Below are 13,962 nucleotides of genomic sequence, written 5' to 3'. Positions count from 1 at the left end.
GACGATCGAGCCGCCGTCCTCACCCGTCGATGGCGTCGCGCTCAGCTTGACCGTCACCGCGTCGACCGTATCGGTGACAGCAATCGCTACCTGCTCTGTGCTGGTGTCTCCGTCGCCATCCGTTACCGTGAAGGAGAACTGGTCGTTTCCGCCCGTCTTGTAGACGTCGTTAGGCTGGGCGACATATTCGTAGCTGCCGTCAGCCTTGACCCGCAGCATCCCGTGCTCTCCTGCAAAGGGCTGCGACCAGCCGTCAACGTCGAAGTTCAGTTCAATGTCGTTGATGTGGGTGACGGTGGCACCGTCGGCGCCAGACGTGAAGTCGAGATTACCGGTGATCGCCTGGGCCTCGGACGCGCCGGCGCTGGTGCCGTGCGCGGTCGGGCCATCGTCGTTGACGGCAATGCCCAATTTCCCGGTCGCCTCGCTGCCGTCGCTGTCGACGACAGTGACGCTGAAGGAGCCGCCGACGATCTGGTCGGCCGCGCCGCGGTCGGGATCGCCGTCGCTGCCGGCAGCCGTGCCGGGATCGTTGTCCGGGTGCGTGGCAAGGTTTTCGGTAAGCGTGAAGCGGTACTGAACCGTGCCGCCCTGAGCGCTCGCCGTATAGCCGATGATTTCGAGCGTGCCGAAGGTCGGCTCGCCCGGCAGCGGCGCAATCGAGATCGATTGGCCCGCGCCCGCACCTGCCGCCAGCAGTTCCGCCACCATTATCGTGGTTCCGCCGATGGTGATCGACTGCAACCCGTCCGGAGCATGGAAGGAGAACGAGCCCGTGGCGACATCGCCGTGGCCGGCATCGGAGCCGAAGGACAGGCCCTTCTCGTCGACCACCACGTCGCCGCCGGCAGCATCCAGGCCGCTGGTGATCGTCACCACATCATTGGCGCCGTCGATCCGAATCGTCAGCTTGGCCTGGGAAGTGTCCCCATCGCCGTCGGCAAGAATGTAGTCGAAGACCTCATCGAGCGAATGGTCGGGCGTAAGCGCCTGCACCGCAGCGTAGGCCTCGGGATTCTCTTCGTTCGTGTACAAGCGATAGCTGTAGCCGCCATGATCGTCGACGGTGAGCACGCCATAGAGGCCCTTGACCTCCGCGCCGTGAGCGCCAACCCAATCGATGCCGCCAAAGCCATCGGTGCCTGTGGCATCCTTCCCGTCGCCGTTTTCGGCACCGGCAACGACATTGCCGGTCACCGCGCCGGCCGCATCCTCGCCGATAGAGTTGAAATCGTCGATCGCCTTCGGGCCATCGTCCTGGAATTCGACATGAAGGCCGACCCCGGAAACGACGCTGGCCGAATCGCCGTCGCCGTCGGTGATGGTCGCCTTGACCCGAAGATCAGCGGAAATGGCGGCGACATCGTCGTGGGCCGAAGCGCTGTCGCCCTGGATGGCATGGGCGATCGGCTTGTACTGCGCAACCCAGACAAAGCCCTCGCCGTCGACGAAAACCTTGAACACCACATTGCCGTCGGCCCGCCCTTCAAGGGCGCCATCGTCGTTGGTGAACAGAAGAATAGCCTTGCCGTCGAGGGTCTTGAGGCCGGAATCCGTGCCGTTCAGTTCGGCGCCGTTCTTGTCGGTCAGTGCAAAGCTGTAATGGCCGCCATCCTTGTCGGCGCCGAAACTGCCAGAAAACAGCGGCTTGTCGCCGCCGAGCACACTCACGCTCGACTTCGCGTAGCCGATCGAGTCCGCCTCGGCAATCTGGCTCGGCGGCGCGGCGGCGGTGTCGTCCGATCCGTTGGGGTCGGGATCGACATTGACGCCGTCCGTTTCGTCGTGACGAACGACGAAGGTCTCCGTCGTTATCGTCGTTTCGGTGATCGTCGATTCGATCCCGAAAATCTTGAACGCGTTGCCGCCGGAAACGGTGCTCGTGCCACCGCCGGCATCCGACGAGAAAGCGTAGCCGTTGTAGTTGCCGACATTGAGCGTATCGAAAGGCGTCTGCCCGGTCACCTCGAGGATCGCGCCGTCGGGAATCTTGTCGAACACATAGCCGACCAGGTTGCCGCCTTCGTAGACCGGCTTGGCAGTGCCCGCATAGGCTTCGCCATTGACCTTGAGCGATACATCGACAAAGGCACCGCCGCTTGTCGCCGAGATGAAGACCACGGAATGGTCGACCCCTTTGCCCTCGCTAACGTCGATGGTGAAGCGCGTCGACGAAACCGTATAGGCGTCGCCCTGGCTGACCGTTGGCGGATTTGGATTATTCGCTGTGATCGTCAGGCTCTTGACGAATTCCATGGTCAGGATTTCAGGGCCGGTAATGTTGCCCTTGGTATCGTAGCCGTCAATGCGCTGGCCATCTCCGACACCAATCTTGGCGCCGGTGGTGTTGACCGAACCGTCGCTCGCATCGTTGAGATCCCGGCCGCTCAGCTTGATGTCGTGGTCGCCTATTCCGTCCATGCCGCGAATGGCCACGTTGCCGGCCTGAAGCGTGTAGCTGACGGTGTAGGAACTCGTGCTTTCGCCGGTCTCGGCGTCGCGGGCCGTGATGACGGGAATGTCGTCCATCACCTGCACGGTGAAGGCACCGCTCGACAGTTCGACGGTATCGCCGTCGCCATCCTTGGCGACGATGAAGTCCGACAGGTCCATGGCGCCGGACAGCAGGTTCTCGCCGTCGTCGCCGGTCTGGCCGTCGAGCGAGGGATGATCAATCTGGCTATGCAGCGTGAACGAATAAGAGCCGTCAGCGCCCACCGTCAGGTCGAACACCGCCCGGTCCTTCGCTGCATCGAACGAGCCGTCTCCATCGACATCGACATAGCCATGCAGCGTCGAGCCGTCGGAAACGACGAAAACCTGCTCACCGCCCGATGTCCAGTTCCCGAACTCCGTCGAGGCAACTTCCTTGAGCGAGAAGGCCTCGGTCGCATGCGCGCCATCGGCGCCAAAATTGACGAGCGCGTTCAGCGCGCCGGCATCCCCGGTGACCGTCCGATTGCCGCTGCCCGTCTCCTCGCCGTCCCGTCCATCATCCTGGTTGGCCCAGCCGAGCCCGTCTTCATCGACCGCGATCGCGATCGACTGATCCCCAGCAGAAACCGGAATGTCATCCAGCACCTGAACGGTAAAGGAGCCACCCGCCAGTTCGACGGTGTCGCCGTCGCCGTCCTTGGCAACGATGAAGCCCGACAGGTCCATGCCGCCGGTCAGTTCGTTCTCTCCGCCAGCTGCAGGATGGTCGATCTGGCTATGCAGCGTGAAGGTGTAGGAACCGTCCGCCCCCACGGTCAGGTCGAACACGGCCCGGTCGGCCCCGCCGTCACCGTCAACATACCCGTGCAGCGTCGAACCGTCGGAAACGACGAAAACTTGCTTGCCGCCCGAGGTCCAGCTGCCAAAGGCCTCCGGCTCAACGACCTTCAGCGAGAATGCTTCCGTCGCATGCGCGCCATCGGCGCCGAAATTGATGAGCGCGTTCAGCGCGCCGGCGTTCCCGGTGAACGTCCGGCTGCCGCTGCCGGCTTCCTCGCCGTCCCGCCCATCGTCCTGGTTGGCCCAGCCGAGCCCGTCTTCATCGACGGCGATCGCGATCGACTGATCCCCGGCCGCAACCGGAATGTCATCGGCGATCGAGGCGTTGATGCTGCCGGGAACGACATCGCCGCTTTTATCCGTGACGGTGAAGGCTATGCCGTTCAGTTCGACAAAATCCTCCCCCGACACGCCGTGCTGGACGGGCCCAAGAATCTTGAGTTCAAGTTCATAGACAACCTGGGACGTGCCGGGCGTAGTCGTGGCGCCCTTGACAGAGATTTCGATGATCGGATCGCCTTCGCCGCCGGCCCGGCCGACTAGAACACCGTTCTCGAGCGTGAATTCGATCGGCTCGCCGCCGATAGCGAAAAGCTTGCCGCTCAGTTCGTCCGGATTGGTGAAAGCAAACGCGCCCGGAAGATTCGCCGGCGCGTCGTTGCCGAAGTCGACGACCACCTGGGCGGTCGCGGACGCCATGCCGCCCGCATCCACTTCCCCGGCGCGCGCCGCGTCGTCGTTGGCGTTCGGCAGGCCGTCCTCGTCGACCCGCTCGAATCCCGTGACCGAAAGGATGACGGGCGCATCATCCTTGAGGGTCTGCGCCGGGAAAAGCTCGCGCTCTTCCAACGTGCCGAACTGCAGCGCGGTCGGCGGCAGAAGGTCGATGATCGGGCCGGCGTCGCCGATGCCGGGGAACGGCTGGTTGAAATTGCCGCCGGCGCTTTCGCTGCCGGCCGCCACCGCCGTCAGCGAGCCGTCGGGGCCGGCCGCCACGTCGATCTGGTTGGCCTGCAGGGCGGCGACCAGCGCCTCCTGCGGGATCTCGACATCGTCGATGACGAAGGTGGGAACATGCAGGGCCGCATGCTCGATGACGATGCGGGTGCCATCGGGCTGCACCAGCACAAGGCTGTCGCCGTCGATTTCGATCTTTTCGATCGACGTGCCCGCCGGCAGCTTGACCGTATTGTCCTGCGCCACCTCTACGACCTTCGTGTCCGCCTGCGATGCGGCGGCGACAGGTGCCTGTTGTGCGACGGCGGCAGGGGCTTGCGGTGCCGTGGCCGGCGCCGGCGCGGCTTCCGCCTGCGCCATAAGCTGTGCCTGGAATTCCGCCGGATGCTCCACGCCGTGCCGTTCGGCAAACACGTCAGCGTTGTCAATAATGCCGTTGGTAGCCATAGCCCTGCCCCCAATTTGAATTTGCCGCCAGCAAAGCCATGAATTGTGCCGGCGATCAATAGGGCGGCTTTGTAGATGATATATCCAGATATGCTATCTATACATTATTTTGTCGTTGGTTAACTTTATAAATATACATAATTATATAATCCAGAGGAAAACCAGACGCCTGGGCCGTCTGCCGAAAGGGATTTTCGGCACCTCCGGCCGGCTAAAAAAGCCGTCGCCTTCCCATGTATAAAATTTTAATCAAACGCGGCGTTTCAAGTACATCCATAACTTACTACACCTCTTAGGCGTATCTACAATCGCTTCATCTAGGCTGCCTCCGAATTGCAAAGGGCAGTCTTATGAGTGCTGGATATCTTGCTTTATCGAAGCCGCGCCACGCCGCCATCGCGGCCGGGCTCGCGCTGGGTTTTTCGCTGTTCGCCGGCCCGGCGGGGCTCCAGCAGGCGCGCGTGGCCGCGGCAGCGCAGGCCCGGCCGTTCCATTCGCAGCAACGCATTGCCGGCGACAGCGACAAGGCACGGGATGCCGCGGCCCCGGTCGGTCTCGACCGCATGAGCACCGGTTCCGTCCCGACCGGCGTGTTCGGATCGGTGGCCTTCCCTTTCAAGCCTGATGCGCTGGCCCAATGGCAGCACATGCAGCAGGCGCTCGACCGGCTCAGGCGCGAAGACTGCGCCGGCAGCACGACCTGCAGGACCCGGATGGGGTTGCTTCAGGAAACGGTGGCCGCGATTGCCGATGCGCCGATCGCCAAAAAGGTCGACGCCGTCAATCTCGCGGTCAACAAGCTGCTCCGCTATGACACGGACGCCAACATCTATGGCACGCTCGATCATTGGGCGACGCCGGTCGAGACGCTGACCACCGGACGGGGCGATTGCGAGGACTACGCGCTGCTGAAGCTCGCCGCCCTCCGCAGCGCCGGCCTGCCCGCCGAAAGCCTGGCGCTGGTGGTGGTACGCGATGCCAAGCGGAACTTCTTCCATGCCGTCCTGGCGGTCTCGACAACCAGCCAGACCTACATACTGGACAACCTGCGCGACACGGTGCTGCCGGACAGCGCGCTGCCGCAGTACCAGGCCCTCTACTCGCTCGGCGCACAGCGCGCCTGGGTGCACGGCTACAAGCGAGGCTCTGAGTTCGCCATGCAGAAGCGCCCGGCTTCCCTCGACAAGGTGCTGCCGGGCGAAGGCGTGGCCAATCCGTCCTGACCGTGGCCCCGCCCCCTCAAGGCAGGACGTAGCAGAGGATGATGTCCTGGTCGGCGACCGGCGCCAGCACGGCGTTCAGTTTTCCTCGCAGCCGCCGATCGGAAAGGGCGACCACGAAACCGATTTCGAGCGGCACGTTTCCGTTGGCCTTCAGCGCATCGGCAAGGGTCACCAGGTGGCCGTCGAGTGTCAGGCGAAGGTCGCGGCCGACCGGTTCGGTTCCGGTGTGGGACAAGCGGGCCTGGACGAAGTTCAGGAAAGACTGATTATAGGCCACGATCCGCTTGTCCAGCCCGAGCGCAAAGGCCGCACCGGGCGAAGCCCTGACCAGGTTGGCCACGACGGACGGGTCGCTCACCTTGCGCGCGGCGGCCAGCGCATCGACCATCCACCGCAGGCAGTATACCCGCAGCAGTGACGTGGCGTTGGCCGCCGTTGGCGCCTCCTCCAGGATCGACTGGACCAGCGTGCCCGGTCGTTGCTTCCCGGCCTGCGCGATTTCACGCAACACCTGCCAGTAGGCCCGCTCCAGGCGAATGCCGCGCCGCGAACTTCCGCCCTCCAGCACGCGGAAGACGGGCTCCGCATGATGCAGCAGGGAAGGCTCGTCGCTGGAACCGTTTTCCATGCGTCACCGCTCCCGCATGGCTTCGGTGCGAGCCTTGTTGATCGGCTTCAGCAGATATTGAAGGACCGTCTTCTTGCCGGTCATGATATCGACCGACGCCACCATGCCGGGAATGATGGCGTGCGATTTGCCGTCATGGACGATCTCGGACCGATCCGTTCTCACCTGCACCAGATAGTAGGTCTCGTTGGATTTCTCGTCGAAGATGGAATCCGCCGACACGTTGGACACCTTGCCCTGCAGGCCGCCATAGATCGAGAAGTCGAAAGCGGTGATCTTGACGAGCGCCGGCTGGCCGACGCGGATGAAGGCCACGTCCTTCGGCGAAATGCGCGCTTCCACCAGCAGGATGTCGGAGGTCGGCACCACCTCCGCCACCACCGTGCCCGGCTGCACATACGCCCCGATGGTCGTTATATCGAGCCGGTTGACCACGCCGTCGACGGGAGAGCGCAGGTCCGTGCGCTGCACCCGGTCGGAGGCGCCGCGCACCGTTTCGGTGACGACGGAAAGATCGGCGAGCGCCTTGGTCTTTTCGGCCAGCGCTTCCTGCTGGAAGGACAGCGACAGTTCGTCCACCTGCAACGCGGCTTCCTTGATGGCGGCGCGGATGCGGTCGAGCGTTTCCTTGATCAGCTTCAACTGACCGGTCGAATCGGTCAGTTCCTTCTGGATGCGCAGCAGGTCCGTCTGCGGCGCCAGCTTGCGGTTCACCAGCGGCTCCAGCAAGGCGGCTTCCTTCTTGGAAACCGCGATATTGGCTTCCAGCCGCTCGATGCTCACCAGCGCCTCGTCCAGTTCCTTCCGGCGCTGCAGATGGCGCTCCTGAAGAACCGAAAGCTTGTTCTGGAAGGCGTCGCGCCGAGCTTTCAGCAACTGCGCCTCGTTGTCGCAAATCTCCGGGCTCACCTTGCTGATCTTCTCGGGGCAATGCATCGGCAAGGTCATGTCGCCGGTCTGCTCCAGTTCAAGCCGCGCGATCTGGGCGAGCAGCGCCCTCTCCCGGGCCTCAAGCTCGCCCAGGGTCGAGGTGGTCGCGGTATCGTCCAGCCGCACGATCAGGTCGTTCTTCTTCACGATCTGCCCGATCTGGACGGCGATCTCCTGGACGACGCTGGCTTCGCTGGCCTGGATGACCTGGGTGCGCGAAACCGGCACCACCTTGCCCTGGCCGCGGGCGATCTCGTCCACCTGGGTGATGGCGGCCCACGCCACGAAGGACAGGATCAGGAGGGCCACGACGACGAGGCCGATCCGGGCCCAGAAGGGAGGCGCGTCGGTCATGCCGGCCTCGCCGCGTTTTTCTGGAGCTGCTCGATGACCGCCTTCTTGGGCCCGTCCGCGATGACGCGGCCGTTGTCCAGCACGATCAGGCGATCGACCAGTTCCAGCATGCTGTAGCGGTGCGTGGAAATGACGATGGTGGTTTCAGGGCCGAAGGCGGTCGCCAGATTGTTGATCAGCCGGCGTTCCGAGGCGAGGTCCATCGCCCCGGACGGCTCGTCGAGGAAAATGATCTTCGGCCGGGCCAGAAGCAGGCGCGCGATGGCGACCGACTGCCTTTGCCCGCCCGAAAGGTTGCTGCCGCGCTCGCCCACCGGCATGTCGTAGCCACGCGGATGGCGCGAGACGAACTCGTCGACGCCGGTGCGGCGCGCGACGTCGATGATCTCCGCATCGGTCGCCTCGGGGTTGGCCATCATGAGGTTTTCCTTGATGGACCCGGAGAACAGATCGGCGGATTGCGAGGCTACCGCCACGGCCGAGCGGACCACGGCGGGGTGGTATTGCCGCACGTCGATGCCGTCGATCATCAGGCTGCCGCCGCTCGGCGGATAAAGCGCGCCGAGCAGGCGCCCGATCGTCGTCTTGCCGGAGCCGATGCGGCCGATGATGCCGACGCGTTCGCCGGCATTCACCGAAAACGACAGGCTGGCCAGCACCTTCTGGTCCGAACCGGGATAGGCGAAATCGACGTCGCGGAAGGCAAAGCTGCCGGCGCCGATGTCGCGGTTGACGAAGCCGGTGGCGCTCGGCAGGTCCTCCGGCTGCGACATGACCGAGTTCAGGATGCGCAGCGAAAGGATCGCCTGGCGTAGGCGCGCCAGCGTCATGGCGATCTGCCCCATCGGCGCGACGGTGCGGCCCGACAGCATGACGGCGGCGATGATAGCGCCCGACGACATGCGCCCTTGCGAGAATTCATAGGCGCCGGCGATGACGATGACCACCGAGACGAGTTGCGACACGAACTGCGTCCAGTGCGCGGCCGATGCCGAAAGCTGCTTGATCTCTTCCGATGTCAGCGACGACTTCTTGGAGAGTTCGTGCCACTTGCGCAGCAGGCTGCGCTCGGCCTTGAGCGACTTCACCGTCTCGATGGTCGAGATCGTCTCGACCAGCAGCGCCTGCTTCATCGTCGACTCGTTGGCCGCCGCCGCCACCCGGCGGCCGATCCGGTGCTGCGCGATCAGGCCAATCGCCAGCGAGAGGATGAAGGCGACGACCGGCACGACAACGACCCAACCGGCCACCAGATAGATGACGATCAGGAACACGAACACGAATATCGTGTCGATGAGGACGCTGATGGTGTTGGAGGTGAAGAACTCACGCACGAATTCGTACTGCATGACGCGGCTGGCATAGTCGCCGGTCTGCATGGGACGCGAGGCCATGGTCGCGTTGAGGACTTTTTCGAACAGCAGATAGGACAGTTTGAGGTCGGCGCGCCGGCCCGCATAGTCGATCAGCGCGGCGCGCACCGACTTCAGGATGAGATCGAAGAGAACGGCGCCGCCGACACCGAGCGCCAGCACCCACAACGTCGCCTTCGCATCGTTCGGCAGGATGCGGTCATACACGTTCATGGTGAAGAGCGGCGAGGCCAGCGCCAGGAGATTGATGAACAGCGCCGCCATCGCCACCTGGGCATAGGAGCGCCAGAACGGAATGAGGGCGCTGACCAGCCAGTGCCGGCGCACGATATTTCCATGCTGTCCGGTGACGGCCGAATGCATCGTATCGGCGCTGACGGTGCTGAAGACCAGCACCGCCCTGACCTCGTCGCGGCCGATGGGGCGTCCGCCGATCTGCGCATCCACCGCATCGAGAAGCCGGGAGCGGCCGGCCTTGCCACCTGTCTCATGGATCTCCAGCAAGGAGACCGCCGAGCCGTCGTTCAGCAGCACCATGGCGGGAAGGTCGAGATTGTCGGAGGCGAGCTCGCGCCAGCCCGAGCCATGCGCCTCGAGCCCGATGCGCTCGCTGAGGCGCTGGATGTCCTCTATCGAGGGCAGTGCCTCGTTGAAGGGAACGCCGGAAAACAGCACGACATCGGACCCCGGCCGGCCAAGGAAGATGGCGACCCGCCGAAAGACGGCCCTGAAATCCTGGCCCCTGAGGCTGCGCGGCGCAGCCTGCCCCGCCTGGTCGGCGGAAGCTGGCGTATCGGGGAATTCGAACGTCGACGTCATCTGGGATACCCGCCCCGCCATGCGGGACGTTCAGGACAGGCCGGCGCCCGGGCGCGCACGGCAAACGGCCGAGGATCAGTGCTCAGGCTGATCCATTCACCGCGGGACAAACGCTTCTCCCCGGACTAGTTGAGCGGTGCCAGAAGATCCAACGGCAGTTCGTTCACCTGCTGGGACGGAGCGCGCGTATAGGTTTCCGTCGGCGGCGTCTCGGGGACCTTGAACTCGGTGCGCGCATAAGCCGTGGATTGCTTGGCGGCCTGCAGATGCATCGTGCTCAGCAAGGTGCCGGTCGCGGCGAGCAGCCGGTATTCCGCGAAGCGCGAGGCATACTCCGCCGTCTTGGCCAGCACGTTGACGGTATAGCGGGAATTCTGCGCACCGAGAACGTCGAGCAGCGAGCGCCGGCCGACCGCCATCTGCTCGCGATAGGAACTCACCAACTGGCTGTTCTGGGTGGCCTGCTGGCGCAGCGTGGCCGCAAGGTCCGATTGGCGGATCCGCCTGTCCCAGGAAATCCGGACGGCTTCCTCGACCTCGCGGTAGTTCTGGTGGAGCACGAGCCGCTGCTCGCTGGCGCGCCTGATCTGCTCCTGCTCGTTGGCGATGTCGATACCGCCGCGATAGAGGTTCCACTTGGCGACGACGCGGGCCTGCAGGTCCGACGTGCGCCCGACGCTGCCGTCGATATCGTTGCCGGTGCGCGCGCGGCCTTCCAGATAGACCTCCGGGTACATGTTGGAGCGCGCCGCATCCACCATGGCGTCGGCGACGTCGATGTCAGCATTGGCGACCTTGATGCGCGGATTGCTGGCTCGCGCCAGGCCGATCGCGGCATCGAGGGACTTCGGCAAGGCGCCGGCCACCGACGCGGGCATGGTGGCGCCGCCGAACGGCTTGCCGACCAGCGTGAGGAAGCGGGTCTTTGCCGCTTCCATTTCCTCTTCGGCTTCCTTGGCGCGTGCCTGCGCCGCAAGCAGGCGCTCACGCCCCTGCTGCCGGTCGGCCTCGGTCAGGGTTCCGCCCGAAATCAGCGACCCGATATCCGAAAGGACCTGCTGGTGGAAAGCGATGTTGCGGCGCGATTCCTCGATGATCTGCCCCTGGAGCAGGACTTCGAGATATTCCCGCACCACCTGGAGGCCGATGGACTCCGAGCGCTCGAGGACCCGGAACGAGGCGCTGTCGACGCGCGCGGCCTGCCGCTCCAGTTCCGCCCGGCGGCCACCGCCGTCGAACAGCTTCTGCGTGATGGTGATGCCGGCTTCGGACGGATAAAGGGGATCGTCGTCGATGCCGCGCCGGCGGGACGGGTTATCGAGGTCGCGGGCGCCAACGGACGTCTCGAGGTCGACGCTGGGCAAATAAAGCCCCCGCGCCTGGCGCAGTTCGAACTCGATCGCCTCGCGGTTTTCCGACGCCTGCCCGATTTCCGGATTGGATTCGAGCGTTACCGCCATCGCCTCCTTGAGGGAAAGCGCGCTGGCCGTGCTCGGCACGAAGAACACGCTGGCGAGTAACGCCGCCGACGCGACGCGAAATAACGATTTACCCAACTTCCCGTCCCCTTGCAGGCGGATCGAGAATCCGCGCCCCATTAGAACCCCAGTGGTTTCTTATGCCCCGGCGGCGAAAAGCGTTCAACTCAATATAGTATTTTTAGCAGAATTGCATCGCAAAGAATTGATTCTGTGACGATTCTGCCACACGCCCCGGTTGAAAGTCTACCGAACTAACACTGAATCGCCGATCCTTACTTTATTATACAAATCGATGATGTCGTCGTTTGCCATTCGTATGCAGCCAGAAGAAACCGCGCCCCCCAAAGTCTGCGGTTCATTGGTTCCATGAATTCGATAAAGCGTGCTTCCAAGGTATAATGCGCGCGCGCCCAGAGGGTTTTCCGGCCCACCTTCCATGGTGGCAGGCAGAATGCGGCCTTTTACTGCCTCGCGGCGAATCATCTCCTGCGGAGGCGTCCAGGAAGGCCACTCGGCCTTGCGGCTGACTTTTTCACGCCCCTTCCAGGCGAACCCCTCGCGCCCGACGCCGATCATGTACTCCAGCGCGGTGCCGTCGCCCCGCACGAGCAGCAGACGGCGGCGCGCCGTATCGACGATGATCGTGCGCTCGCGTTCCTTTCCCGCATAGGCCACTATCCTGGGAGGAATCGGCGCCGCATTCAGCCGCCGCGCAATCTCGTTGTTGTCCACGCGCTGCCTGACCCATTTTCCGGTCCTGACGTCGAACTGTCGAACCTCCTGCCCGGCCTGCGAGGAATCCGCAGGCGCCAGGGCGAACAGTCCCGCCGCTGCGAGAGCGACGTGAAGGAGACGGCGAAAGGCGCGGAACCACGGCATGGAAAACCCCCTCAGACTTGCTTACCAAAATTATACTGCGATTGATCAAAACTTCCCGGCGACCGCAACGTCAATTTCACGACCCATGGGGTATTGGGTCAAGCATCGATATAACGGGGATTTGAAATGGCGACGGGCGCACCTGATTCGAGAGGCGTTTTCTTGCAGCACAAACTGACGCTTTCGGTAGCCCTCGGCGGCGCACTCGCTTCCCTGGCCGTTGGGCTGGCGGCCTATGCGATCCTGAACGTGGTCTCGCCGGCGGCCGGTTCGACGCGCGAGATGGGGCTCGCCGCCGTCGTGGCGCTCGTGGTCGGCGCGCCGCTGTCGCTTGCCTTCGGCATCGCCCTTTCCAGGGCCCGCAGGCTGCGCACGCAAATCCAGCGCATCGCGCAGAACGACGGGCTGACGGCCTGCCTCAACGAAACCACCTTCTCGGCGCTGGTCGATTCCTACTCCAACCGGGCTGCGGTATCGGACCCGACGCGCGGCACCATCCTGCTCATCAATGTCGACGACCTTGCGACCGTCAATGATCGTTTCGGCTATAGCTGGGGCAACGAAGCCCTGACCCGGGTGGCCGCGGCCATCAAGAAGACCATTCGGGGCGGCGATATCGTCGGCCGCGTTTCCGGCACGCAGTTCGGCGTGTTCCTGCCCGGCGCCGACGAAGCCAACGCCAAGCGCGTCGCCGACCGAATTTACGAGAACGTCAGCAAGCTGGAATTCTTCCCCACCGGCACGCAGTTTCCCCTGTCGATCCGTGCCGGCGCCGTCATCGTCTCGGACCGGGTTGGCTTCGACGACCTCCTGCACAAGGCCAAGGACGCGCTGGCAAGCACCGAAGGGACCCGCCAGGACTGGATCCAGTACGAGTCCCTGGCCGGTTGGCAGCCAGGCACGCCGTCCTCGAAGCTCCAGTAGGGCCGGCGCCTCTTTCCCCCTCTCGACACCGCCCGGTCGCTCATGCGCCTGCCGGGCGGTCGGCGGCAGAAGCCGCCTTAGGCTATGTCCGGCCATCTTTCCGCCGCCGGTAAGCGCCGAAAACTGCCTGACGAACTGATGAAGGAAAAAATGGTCGGAGTGGCGGGATTCGAACCCACGACCCCTTGACCCCCAGTCAAGTGCGCTACCGGGCTGCGCTACACTCCGAACCGCGCAAAGCCCTATATTCTCGCAGGTAGAGAAGCAAGCCCCCAAAATCGCAAAAAGAGCGCGAGCGGCCGCGTCGCCCTCCCCCGAGCGCCCGCAGCCGTTATGCAGCCCGGCGCTCCGCGGCCTCCCCGTCGTTCAGCAAAGGCCGGTGGCCGCGCAGGTAAAGAACGCAGGTCGTGCGCAGCATGGAGGCGAAATTGGGGATTTCGCCGTTGATCTCGATAGCCTCCTCATAGAGCTTCGAAATGAATTTCGGCGTCGTCAGGTCCTGGCTTTCGGCGATCTCGTCCAGAAGTTCCCAGAACGCGGCTTCCAGTTGGATGCTCGTCGAATAGCCCGCGATACGGATCGACCGGTTGATCTGGCGATAGCCTTCCGGATCCTGCCCGGCAAACACCCTGCACATGTCGATACCCTCCGTGGTCGCACCGCCATGGCGG

9 protein-coding genes and 1 tRNA gene are annotated in these 13,962 nt (G+C 64.0%); 2 read left to right on the top strand and 8 right to left on the bottom strand.

The window, feature by feature from the left end; all coding sequences use genetic code 11:
- Window positions 1-4,680: DUF5801 repeats-in-toxin domain-containing protein (locus tag ACFOHJ_RS16555; protein ID WP_378222333.1), on the bottom strand; the 4,680-nt coding region annotated here is incomplete at its 3' end.
- 350 nt (window positions 4,681-5,030) lie between these two features.
- Here ACFOHJ_RS16555 and ACFOHJ_RS16550 point away from each other — a divergent pair.
- Complete coding sequence (locus ACFOHJ_RS16550; RefSeq protein ID WP_378222332.1) at window positions 5,031-5,903, top strand: transglutaminase-like cysteine peptidase; 873 nt, start codon at window positions 5,031-5,033, stop codon at window positions 5,901-5,903.
- Window positions 5,904-5,919: 16 nt separating this feature from the next.
- Here ACFOHJ_RS16550 and ACFOHJ_RS16545 read toward each other — a convergent pair whose 3' ends face one another.
- From ACFOHJ_RS16545 to ACFOHJ_RS16525, 5 genes are all read right to left on the bottom strand, one after another.
- Complete coding sequence (locus ACFOHJ_RS16545; RefSeq protein ID WP_378222330.1) at window positions 5,920-6,531, bottom strand: ribbon-helix-helix domain-containing protein; 612 nt, start codon at window positions 6,529-6,531, stop codon at window positions 5,920-5,922.
- A 3-nt stretch (window positions 6,532-6,534) separates the two neighbouring features.
- Window positions 6,535-7,815 (bottom strand): HlyD family type I secretion periplasmic adaptor subunit, encoded by a 1,281-nt coding sequence (locus tag ACFOHJ_RS16540; RefSeq protein WP_378222328.1) that lies wholly within the window; start codon window positions 7,813-7,815, stop codon window positions 6,535-6,537.
- Window positions 7,812-10,007, bottom strand: a complete 2,196-nt coding sequence (locus ACFOHJ_RS16535) for a type I secretion system permease/ATPase (protein ID WP_378222326.1) — start codon at window positions 10,005-10,007, stop codon at window positions 7,812-7,814. The genes ACFOHJ_RS16540 and ACFOHJ_RS16535 overlap by 4 nt, the downstream gene beginning before the upstream one ends.
- A 125-nt stretch (window positions 10,008-10,132) precedes the next feature.
- Entirely contained in the window at window positions 10,133-11,605 is a 1,473-nt protein-coding gene (locus tag ACFOHJ_RS16530; protein ID WP_378222324.1) for a TolC family outer membrane protein, read from the bottom strand.
- A 126-nt stretch (window positions 11,606-11,731) separates the two neighbouring features.
- Window positions 11,732-12,367 carry a L,D-transpeptidase gene (locus ACFOHJ_RS16525; protein WP_378222322.1) on the bottom strand — a complete coding sequence of 212 codons (636 nt, stop codon included), beginning with the start codon at window positions 12,365-12,367 and terminating at the stop codon, window positions 11,732-11,734.
- Window positions 12,368-12,529: 162 nt separating this feature from the next.
- Between ACFOHJ_RS16525 and ACFOHJ_RS16520 the strand changes: the two genes are divergently transcribed.
- Window positions 12,530-13,291, top strand: coding sequence for a GGDEF domain-containing protein (locus tag ACFOHJ_RS16520; RefSeq protein ID WP_378222321.1), 762 nt, complete (start codon window positions 12,530-12,532; stop codon window positions 13,289-13,291).
- Between the two features lie 151 nt (window positions 13,292-13,442).
- On the opposite strand, the gene ACFOHJ_RS16515 is transcribed toward ACFOHJ_RS16520, so the two are convergent.
- Both ACFOHJ_RS16515 and ACFOHJ_RS16510 read right to left on the bottom strand, forming a co-directional pair.
- Window positions 13,443-13,519, bottom strand: a tRNA-Pro gene (locus ACFOHJ_RS16515).
- A 103-nt stretch (window positions 13,520-13,622) separates the two neighbouring features.
- Window positions 13,623-13,928, bottom strand: a complete 306-nt coding sequence (locus ACFOHJ_RS16510) for a ribbon-helix-helix domain-containing protein (RefSeq protein ID WP_378222319.1) — start codon at window positions 13,926-13,928, stop codon at window positions 13,623-13,625.
- Window positions 13,929-13,962: the final 34 nt, after the last annotated feature.

This window comes from Aquamicrobium soli (genome assembly GCF_042646345.1).
Lineage (GTDB): Bacteria > Pseudomonadota > Alphaproteobacteria > Rhizobiales > Rhizobiaceae > Mesorhizobium > Mesorhizobium soli_A.
This window is presented reverse-complemented; position numbering and strand designations above follow the sequence as displayed.

Excerpts from the sequence above, each read along its gene's own strand:
- ACFOHJ_RS16550 (WP_378222332.1), top strand. The coding sequence starts at position 5,031 with ATGAGTGCTGGATATCTTGCTTTATCGAAGCCGCGCCACGCCGCCATC.
- ACFOHJ_RS16545 (WP_378222330.1), bottom strand. The coding sequence starts at position 6,531 with ATGGAAAACGGTTCCAGCGACGAGCCTTCCCTGCTGCATCATGCGGAG.
- ACFOHJ_RS16540 (WP_378222328.1), bottom strand. The coding sequence starts at position 7,815 with ATGACCGACGCGCCTCCCTTCTGGGCCCGGATCGGCCTCGTCGTCGTG.
- ACFOHJ_RS16535 (WP_378222326.1), bottom strand. The coding sequence starts at position 10,007 with ATGACGTCGACGTTCGAATTCCCCGATACGCCAGCTTCCGCCGACCAG.
- ACFOHJ_RS16530 (WP_378222324.1), bottom strand. The coding sequence starts at position 11,605 with ATGGGGCGCGGATTCTCGATCCGCCTGCAAGGGGACGGGAAGTTGGGT.
- ACFOHJ_RS16525 (WP_378222322.1), bottom strand. The coding sequence starts at position 12,367 with ATGCCGTGGTTCCGCGCCTTTCGCCGTCTCCTTCACGTCGCTCTCGCA.
- ACFOHJ_RS16510 (WP_378222319.1), bottom strand. The coding sequence starts at position 13,928 with ATGTGCAGGGTGTTTGCCGGGCAGGATCCGGAAGGCTATCGCCAGATC.